This window comes from Bifidobacterium sp. LH_730, assembly GCF_056355835.1.
On the sequence record NZ_JBKETB010000002.1, the window covers coordinates 463,267 to 471,263 of the forward strand.

The window sequence follows — 7,997 nt, forward strand, 5'->3', positions numbered from 1 at the left end:
ATATGAACGGAATATGAACGCGCCGATGAATTCTCCGCAAACGCACGGTGGCCAGTGGACGGCGCGCCCGGAAAAGACGGGTCGGCACAATAGACTTGGAGAAGGTTGCATATCGATGGATAAGGAAGGTTCAATTCGATGCGCGTTATTTTTAACGAGGAGATGAAGGCGGTCGCCGACGACCTCGACCGTATGGCGCAGGGCGTGCGCAAGGCCATCCATGGCGCGGGCGATGCGCTGCTCAAGTCCGACGTCGAGGCCGCGCAGGCCGTTATCGACGGCGATATCGAGCTCGATGCGCTGGAGGCCAGCGTCGTCGACCAGTGCGTCAAGCTGCTGGCCAAGCAGAACCCGGTGGCCACCGATCTTCGCGTGGTCGTCTCCACGATGAGGCTGGCCACCACCTTCGAACGCATGGGCGACCTCGCCAAGCATGTGGCGGAGACCTCGCGCCGCGCCTACCCCGCCTCCGCGCTGCCCGAGGAGGCGAAGGAGACCTTCACGGCCATGCAGGACTTCCTCGACGAGGCCGCAGACCGCCTGGTCAGCATGCTCGCCGACCGCGACGCCAAAACCGCCGAACGCATCATCACCGACGACGACAAACTCGACGCGCTGCATTCGAAGACCTTCGAACTGGCGCTCGACGAGAATGTGGACCTCAGCCGTCAACAGATGATCGACATCGTGCTGCTCGGGCGTTTCCTGGAGCGCCTCGGCGACCATGCCGTCTCCGCCGCGCGCCGCGTCGTCTTCATCGTCTCCGGCTTCGACCCGACCAAGGCGCCGACCCGCGACGAAGAGGGCGCCATCGACTGACGGGCGGAGATTCCGTCGGCGATATACGAAGAACCCCGGTCTCCATATGGAACCGGGGTTCTTCGTATATGTTCACTGTTTTTCGTTGAATACCGCCCAATGCGGCGGCAGCTCGCCCAATATGCGGCGGTCGTCGTCGTCGGAGCGCTGACGCTCGGTGAGCATATCGCCGGGTTCGAGTTTGACGCCGTCGGCGTCGAAACGCTCGGTGCCCTCGCGCACGACGCGCCTATGCTTGCGCGGCGTGCGGCGGTCCGGGGAATACTCGCTCACTTCGCCTCCTGATAGATCTCGCCGATGCGCGCCACGATGCGGTCGACCTCCTTGTCGGGATTGACGAAGGCGCCGACGCTCCACACGGTCATCACGGGCCAGCCGAGGAACGCCAGATCCTGTTCCATCACACGATGGCGGCGACGCGTGGACTCGATCGACATGAAGCCGGCGTCGTCGGTGAGGACGGCCAGGGCGAAGGGCCGGTCCTTGAGCCCCACGGCCAGAGGAATGCGCAGCCCCTTGTCGAAGCCATAGTCGACCGCGACCTCGAGGCCGCGCGCGCGGATGCGCTCGGCGAGATCGTTGAACAGCACGTTCTCGCCCATCGTCGAGACGGACGGACGGACAGGCTCCCCGTCCAACTGCTCCGCCCATGCGAGCACATCCTTGAGCATGCGGGGACCGGGCTGGTGCAGACGCTCGTCGTCCATATCCTCCGATCCGAAGGCGGACACGATGTCGAGGTCCCTGTTCGCCAGCGCCAGGGCGTCAAGCAGCATGCCGCGGCCGCCATCGCCCTCGAGCTCGCCGAACTGCTGAAGCAGACGTCCGTGCATGGTCTTGGCGTAGCTGAAGGACAGCACGACGTCCGTGGCGCGCGCGCCGGCCACGTCGCGGATGTCGACGAGCCGCACATGGCGCAGGAAACGCTCCATGCCCTCGTCCCTGGCGGCGATGGCCTTGAGCTCGGCGCCGAGGCGCGCGCGGAAGGTCGCGGTCAGCGTGACGACGGCCAGCTGGTAGCCGGCCGGCACGATCGTGAAACGGCCGGCGCGCTCGGTGATGATGCGCACCACCTCGTCGATCTCCTGTTGGCTGGACTCCACCAACCCACTGGCCATGACGGGCACGCCGTTGGCCTCGATGCGGTGGAAGCGCACACGGCCACAGACCGCGTCGTTGGCCACATCGTACCGCACATCGCCATATCCCTCGGTCTCGAGGAAGGCGCTCAGCCTCGGGGCGCGACGCACCGGCGCCGACACCGTGCGCACGACGGGCAGCACCTCGGCCAGCGAGAGCACGCCCTCGGAGGTGACCGTGGCCCTATGGGCCAGCACGACGATCTGGCGGGCGCGGCTGATGATCGACAGCAGCTGGACCGCGGGGATATGCGCGGCCGCGTCGACGATGGCCACATCGGCCATCGTCGACGGATCGGTGAGCGCGGCAAGCGTGGCCGGAGTGGCCATCATGATCGGCTTGGCGGCGGACAGGATCTCGGGATGGTCCCGGCGGATGCGATCCAACGGCACATCGGCGCCTCCGGCCAGCACGGTGTGCAGCTGGTTGGCCTCCTGCGTGCGGGAGAAGAGCATGTCGCACAGGCGGCGCATGGATTCCTGCGCCACCATCGGGCCGACCGAGCGCACATGCTCGACGTCGACCTGCGCGAAACGGTCGGCTGCGGCCTGCATGGCCGAGCCGTCCTGGTTGGAGATGATCGCGGAGGAACGCACGATGTCCTCGAACACCGTGGTCCACCAAGCGAGCTGCAGCTCGCCCGAGACCGCCTCCACGGGCAGTCGGCGCGAGCGGAAGTCGTCCACCAGCTCCTCGAGGCCGGCCGAGGCGAACTCCTGCTCGAGGCAGCAGCGCTCGGGCAGCGTGTCGAGGGCCTTGTGGTCGTCGAACAATGCCTTGAGCCGTTCCTCGACGGTGTTGAGGTCCACGTTCTCGAGGTTGCCTCCGGCGGGCGTCGTGGCGAGCACCGCATCGAGCGCGGTCATGTCGCTGGTCAGCGCCTCGAGCGTTTCGATGATGCCGTCGAGTTTTCCGGGCAGCACGGGCCAGCCGCTCTGCGGCACGAACATGCGCCACTGCTCGGCCTGACGGGCCACGACCTTCAACGCCTCGTGCAGGTCCTCGACCTGCGCGCCGACGCGCAGCAGCCCGCGCGCCTCCTTGACATGGCGGCGGCGCTCCCAGAACCCCATCGAGCTGCCTTCGGCCTTGCGCGCGGCCTTGGGCTTGGTCGCCTCGATCATCGAATCGATGTCGCGTTCGAAGATCTCGGGCTGGAAGACGTCGAGCACACGCCTGAGGTTCTTGAGCACGGTGACCTGCCGCGCCCACTCCTGCACGGTGTTCGGCACGGGGAAGCCGCAGGTCTCGACGGTGGACGCGACCTGCTCGCGCGTGGCCGGAAGCAGTTTCTGCAGCAGGTCCACGACGCGCTGATAGGCGGCCACGGCGTCCTCCTCGCTGGTCAGCGAGGCGCGGTACCAGGCGGTGTCGGCCGCGTCGAGCGTGAATTCGCCCAGCTCGCCGGCCCGGCGCAGCCTGGAGGCCCATTCGTCCAGATGCCCGCCGAGGGCGCGCGCGGCGCCGGCTCCAAGGCGCACATGGGTCGCCGGATGCGTCGGCAGCACGGCGATGGCCGCGAGGTTCTGGATGGTCTGATATGCGGACACGCCCCACTGCTCGTTGACGCCGTGCAGGTCGCCCAGATAGCGGGTCAGTCGCGAGCGCACGCCCACCAGCTCGTCGGCGAGCTGGTCAAAGCGCTGGGTGGCGACGCCGGGTTGGAAACCGACGGCTGCGATGAGCTGACGGTCGATGGCCGCGTCGAGATGCTCGTCGGCCACGTCGAGCGTCTGTTCGCTCAGCTCGTTGGCTTTGATGGCCTGCGAGAATCGACGCTTCTGCTCGGTGACGCAGGGCACGTAGAGCACCGAACGCCCGTTCATCACGCAGCGGGCGGCGATGGCGGCGGCCTGTTGCGCGCTGTCGCCGCTGCCCGCGATGTCGACGAAGACACTGTGCCCGGATGCCGCGAGGTTGGCGGCGTATCGCACCGTGTTATCGACGTCGCCGACTTCGTATTCGGTGTGCGGGTCGGCGTCGAAGGGGCTGTAGTCGGGCAGGGAGACGTCCCGCAGCGTCGCCGCGGCGGCCTCGCTGCCGGCAAGCGCGTCGAGGATCGTGTTGCCCGTCGGCCCATGCTCAAGTTGTTCGATGATGCGCCGGCTTTCGTCCAGCATCAGCGAGGAGGGGGACACGAAGCAGCCAAGCACGATATGCCGCTCGATGACGAAGTCGGCGAAGGCCTCGGCCGCCTTCTCGCTGATCGCGGCGAAGACCGCGGAGGTCTCGGGGGTGCCGCTGTCGTAGTTCGAGCCGTCGAACAACTCGGTCTCGTCGAGATCGACGCCCTGCTCGCGCATCGCGGCGACGAAGGCGCTGTTGAGGCGGACATGCCCGGTGAAGCGGATGGCGCTGCCCGATTCGACGCCGTGCGGGCCGGCGGCCACGTCGACCGGATAGAGCAGCACGGGCACCGCGTTGCCCTTCCATGTCGCCACGCCGACGACCAGCGAAAGCTCGGCCACGCCGCTGACGCGTTGTTTGACGGCCCTGTCGTCGAGCACGCGCTCAAGTCGGCGCACGGCGGCGCGCAGCATGCCGTTGTCGCGGAACAGCGAATCCAACGGAGCCTGTCCGCTGGCGAACAGCTGGGCGATGCCGGAGGGATGCGCATGGGTCAGGTCAAGTTGGGCCGCGAGTTGGTTGACGTCCTCGAGCGGCGAGGGCGCCAGACCCGCGCGGTATTGCTCGCGCCAGGTGCGGATGCGGTCCAATCCGGCGACGGTTTCGTGGGTGCGTTCGCTCATATCGCTCACTTCCCTACCGCTTGGCGGTATTCCTGATATCCCGTGTTGCGGGACAGCGCCTGGTCGATGTCGGGGTCGCCTTGGGCGGCCAACCAGGCATAGAGGTCGTCATACAGGGACGGGTTCATGGCCAGGAACGGCAGCAGCTGCGGATGGCGCGCCATCTCAAATTGCAGCGAGAAATCTGCGGTGCGCTTGGCCTCCTCGGAGGTCAGCCCCTCGACCTCGACGGCCGGTTCCGCCTGCTGGAACTCGCCTTTGGACACACGCTCGAAAACGGAGCCGGGTTCGAAGGCGGGGGTGTATGTCTCCTGCGCCCCGTCAGCGGTCTCGTCCGCGGAGGGCATATAGCGTTGGCAATCGACCTGGCCGTCGTCGGACACCGGGTCCTGCCCGGGGTCCTCGGTCCGCGCTCCGTCGGAGGGCGTCATATCGGTCGCATCCGTCGGGGAATCGTCTTCCGCATCCGACGCCTGCGCCGGGATATCCCGGACCTCATCGGCGTCGGACGCCGCGGCCTCGACGGGTTCGGACGGCTCCGACACCTCCGCGGCCCCGTCGTCGGCGGCTGCCGCGGACGAGCCGAACACGGCGTTCACCGATATCGTCGTTTCGATGGCGTCGGCCGCATCGGCGGCGCTCGACGCCTCGCCGGCCTCCTCCGTCCATTGACCTTCGGCGCTGATGGAATCGTCCAGCGCGTCGGAGAACAGGTCGCGCGGCTCGCTGTCCCCGGGATCGACGGACGCGCCCACATTGATCGGCATCGAATCGACCTGCGGCCCGGCGAAGGGATCGTCGTCCTGGGGCGTGCCAAGGCCCGCCGGCGGATAGACGCGGGATTCGGCCTCGTTGAGGTCGGCGGCGCGGCGCTGCACCTGCGCGGCGTCGAACATCGTGGTCGGTTCGCCGGCCCTCAGGTTGAGAATGTCGTCGACCGACATGCCCGCGGCGTCGGGCTCCTGATGGCTGCCTGCGGCCGCATATCCGAACAGATCAGGCACCGGCTCGGAGGGGCCTGTGGCGGGATGCTCGGCCCGCACGAAATCGACGGGCACATCGCCGAACTGCATGCGCATCGTCGTCGAGGGCAGCGGAAAATCCACGCCCGCCGGCAGACGCATGAGGTCCCCGTTGGGGCTGACGACGTAGGAGCCATTGGTGGAGTCGAGGTCTCGCAGCAAAGCGGCGCCGTTGGCCTCGACGCTGAAGACGGCGTGGCGCTTCGACATCGAACGGGTGCCGTCGACGACTTCGAGGCGGGGAATGCCGTCATCGGGCAGGGGGCGCATGGGTTTGCGCCCGATCTCGATGCGCTCGCCCGGCGCCACATTGGCCCGCTCCGCCCCGTTGACCTTCACCATCCATGTCGTCTGATCAGCACCCACGGTGTCGGCCTTCCTTTCCCTCTTATACACAACTAGTGCTTATTGTGTCATGGTCCGTTGGATTTTCGGGGATTCAAGGGCGAGGAATTGCATAATCCTCGTATTAGCGCCCCCTTTGGGGCCAGAACGGCGGAACCCCGCCGCCCAATGGGCGAACGGGGTTCCTGTGAAGCGATGTATGCGGGATATCCCGCTGAAATCACTTGACCTCGACGGTGGCGCCGGCCTCTTCCAGAGCGGCCTTGGCCTTGTCGGCGTCGTCCTTCTTGGCCTTCTCGAGGACCGGCTTCGGAGCGCCGTCCACGAGGGCCTTGGCCTCGGCCAGGCCGAGGTTGGTGATGGCACGCACGGCCTTGATGACCTGGATCTTCTTGTCGCCAACGGCGGACAGGATGACGTCGAACTCATCCTTCTCCTCCTCGGCGGCGGCAGCGGCGCCCGGAGCGGCGGCCACGGCCACGGCGGCCGGAGCGGCGGCCTCGACGTCGAACTTCTCCTCGAAGGCCTTCACGAACTCAGAGAGCTCGACGAGGGTCATCTCGCCGAAGGCTTCCAGCAGCTCATCGTTGGTGTACTTAGCCATAATGGCTTCCTTTCTTATGCTGGCGGCGGACGAAGTGGTGAAATCCGCAGCCGATAAACCTTGTGTTTAATTTATATGCGAAGCGCACTGCTTCTCGCGGCGGGCCAGGTGGCCTGCCGAAGTGAATCAGGCGGCCTTCTCCTGCTTTTCGCGCAGCGCATCGATCGTGCGCACAGCCTTGGTCGGCAGGGCGTTGAACAGATACGCGGCCTTCGCCATCGACGCCTTGACGTCGCCGGCGAACTCGGCAAGCAGCTGCGGGCGGGACTTGAGATCCGCCAGCTTCTTGGCGCCCTCGGCATCGTAGACAGTGCCGTCAGCGGCGGCACCCTTGATGACCAGAGCCTTGTTGTCCTTGGCGAAGTCACGGATGACCTTCGCAGCCTCGATGAAGTCACCCTTCACGAAGGTGACGGCGGTCGGGCCGGCGAGGAGCTCGTCCAAGCCTTCCACGCCCGCTTCTTTGGCGGCGATGCGAGCCAGCGTGTTCTTTGCCACGGTGTAGGAAGTATCGCGGCCTAGCTTTTCGCGCAGATCGGAGATCTGCGGAACGGTAAGCCCGCGGTACTCGGTCAGGTAGACAGCGTCAGCGTTACGGAACTGCTCCGTAAGCTGAGCGACCACCGCTTCCTTTTCGGGCCTCTTCATGGCGTTCCTTCCTTGAACGGCCGTCGGCACTCGGGTTCGGCCGCTTTGCCGGGCGATGCCCCAGGGCAATAAAAAAGCCCTGCGCACAGGCAGAGCAACATAACCTCGCAAGTTCACTTGCGCGCCCTCGCGGGCTTATATCTCTCAACCTGCGCTGGCTTGGCGAACCAAACTTCGGAAGGCTTCTTGCGTCACCTTCAACCAACGGTCTGTGGTTTACGAGTGGCTAAGATACGCGCTGGTCTTGACCGGTGCGGATTTCGGGCGTGTCGCTTTTATGCTTCTGCCTCATCGGCGGGTTAATCTGCCTCATTTTCACCCAAAATGAGGCAGATAGTTACAGAATGAGGCAGATTCATCACGGATTATCGTCGCTAATGCTATATCTCGGAACTTTCTAATGACAGATTATTGAAATTATTAATGTATGATTTCGGTAATTTCTAATGTAAAATCAGGGACCATAAACCCGTGACTCGCAGAAGGAAGCATCATGATTCCACGCGTTCTCTCCGAACAGGCCAGACAGATGGCCTCATGGTTTCCCGTAGTGTCTGTGACGGGCCCGCGGCAGAGTGGCAAGTCGACGCTGGTGCGCGACGTGTTCCCGGACTACAGGTACGTCAATCTGGAGGACCCGCAGATCCGCGCGGCAGCGGCGGACGACCC

Annotated in this window: 7 protein-coding genes; 2 read left to right on the plus strand and 5 right to left on the minus strand. The window is 65.6% G+C overall.

What is annotated here, in order from left to right; genetic code table 11:
• Nucleotides 1-138: 138 nt before the first annotated feature.
• The gene (gene phoU / locus AC1AUD_RS04750) at nt 139-819 is read left to right on the plus strand and encodes a phosphate signaling complex protein PhoU (RefSeq protein ID WP_476572559.1); all 681 of its coding nucleotides are present in this window, start codon (nt 139-141) and stop codon (nt 817-819) included.
• 72 nt (nt 820-891) lie between these two features.
• Here the strand turns inward: phoU and AC1AUD_RS04755 are convergent, their stop codons facing one another.
• The 5 genes from AC1AUD_RS04755 to rplJ form a co-directional block, all read right to left on the minus strand.
• Nucleotides 892-1,092 carry a hypothetical protein gene (locus AC1AUD_RS04755; protein WP_476572560.1) on the minus strand — a complete coding sequence of 67 codons (201 nt, stop codon included), beginning with the start codon at nt 1,090-1,092 and terminating at the stop codon, nt 892-894.
• Nucleotides 1,089-4,709, minus strand: coding sequence for a helicase (locus AC1AUD_RS04760; RefSeq protein ID WP_476572561.1), 3,621 nt, complete (start codon nt 4,707-4,709; stop codon nt 1,089-1,091). The genes AC1AUD_RS04755 and AC1AUD_RS04760 overlap by 4 nt, the downstream gene beginning before the upstream one ends.
• 5 nt (nt 4,710-4,714) lie before the next feature.
• Nucleotides 4,715-6,073 carry a variant leucine-rich repeat-containing protein gene (locus AC1AUD_RS04765; protein ID WP_476572586.1) on the minus strand — a complete coding sequence of 453 codons (1,359 nt, stop codon included), beginning with the start codon at nt 6,071-6,073 and terminating at the stop codon, nt 4,715-4,717.
• Nucleotides 6,074-6,296: 223 nt separating this feature from the next.
• Nucleotides 6,297-6,680: a 50S ribosomal protein L7/L12 gene (gene rplL / locus AC1AUD_RS04770; protein WP_476572562.1), complete on the minus strand. Its 384-nt coding sequence runs from the start codon at nt 6,678-6,680 to the stop codon at nt 6,297-6,299.
• A gap of 126 nt (nt 6,681-6,806) precedes the next feature.
• Nucleotides 6,807-7,328 carry a 50S ribosomal protein L10 gene (gene rplJ, locus AC1AUD_RS04775; protein ID WP_476572563.1) on the minus strand — a complete coding sequence of 174 codons (522 nt, stop codon included), beginning with the start codon at nt 7,326-7,328 and terminating at the stop codon, nt 6,807-6,809.
• 529 nt (nt 7,329-7,857) lie between these two features.
• Here rplJ and AC1AUD_RS04780 point away from each other — a divergent pair.
• On the plus strand, nt 7,858-7,997 hold a 140-nt coding region (locus AC1AUD_RS04780; protein ID WP_476572588.1), incomplete at its 3' end, for an AAA family ATPase.

Coding starts and splice junctions, on each gene's coding strand:
- rplJ (WP_476572563.1), bottom strand. CDS start 7,328: ATGAAGAGGCCCGAAAAGGAAGCGGTGGTCGCTCAGCTTACGGAGCAG.
- AC1AUD_RS04765 (WP_476572586.1), bottom strand. CDS start 6,073: ATGGTGAAGGTCAACGGGGCGGAGCGGGCCAATGTGGCGCCGGGCGAG.
- rplL (WP_476572562.1), bottom strand. CDS start 6,680: ATGGCTAAGTACACCAACGATGAGCTGCTGGAAGCCTTCGGCGAGATG.
- AC1AUD_RS04760 (WP_476572561.1), bottom strand. CDS start 4,709: ATGAGCGAACGCACCCACGAAACCGTCGCCGGATTGGACCGCATCCGC.
- phoU (WP_476572559.1), top strand. CDS start 139: ATGCGCGTTATTTTTAACGAGGAGATGAAGGCGGTCGCCGACGACCTC.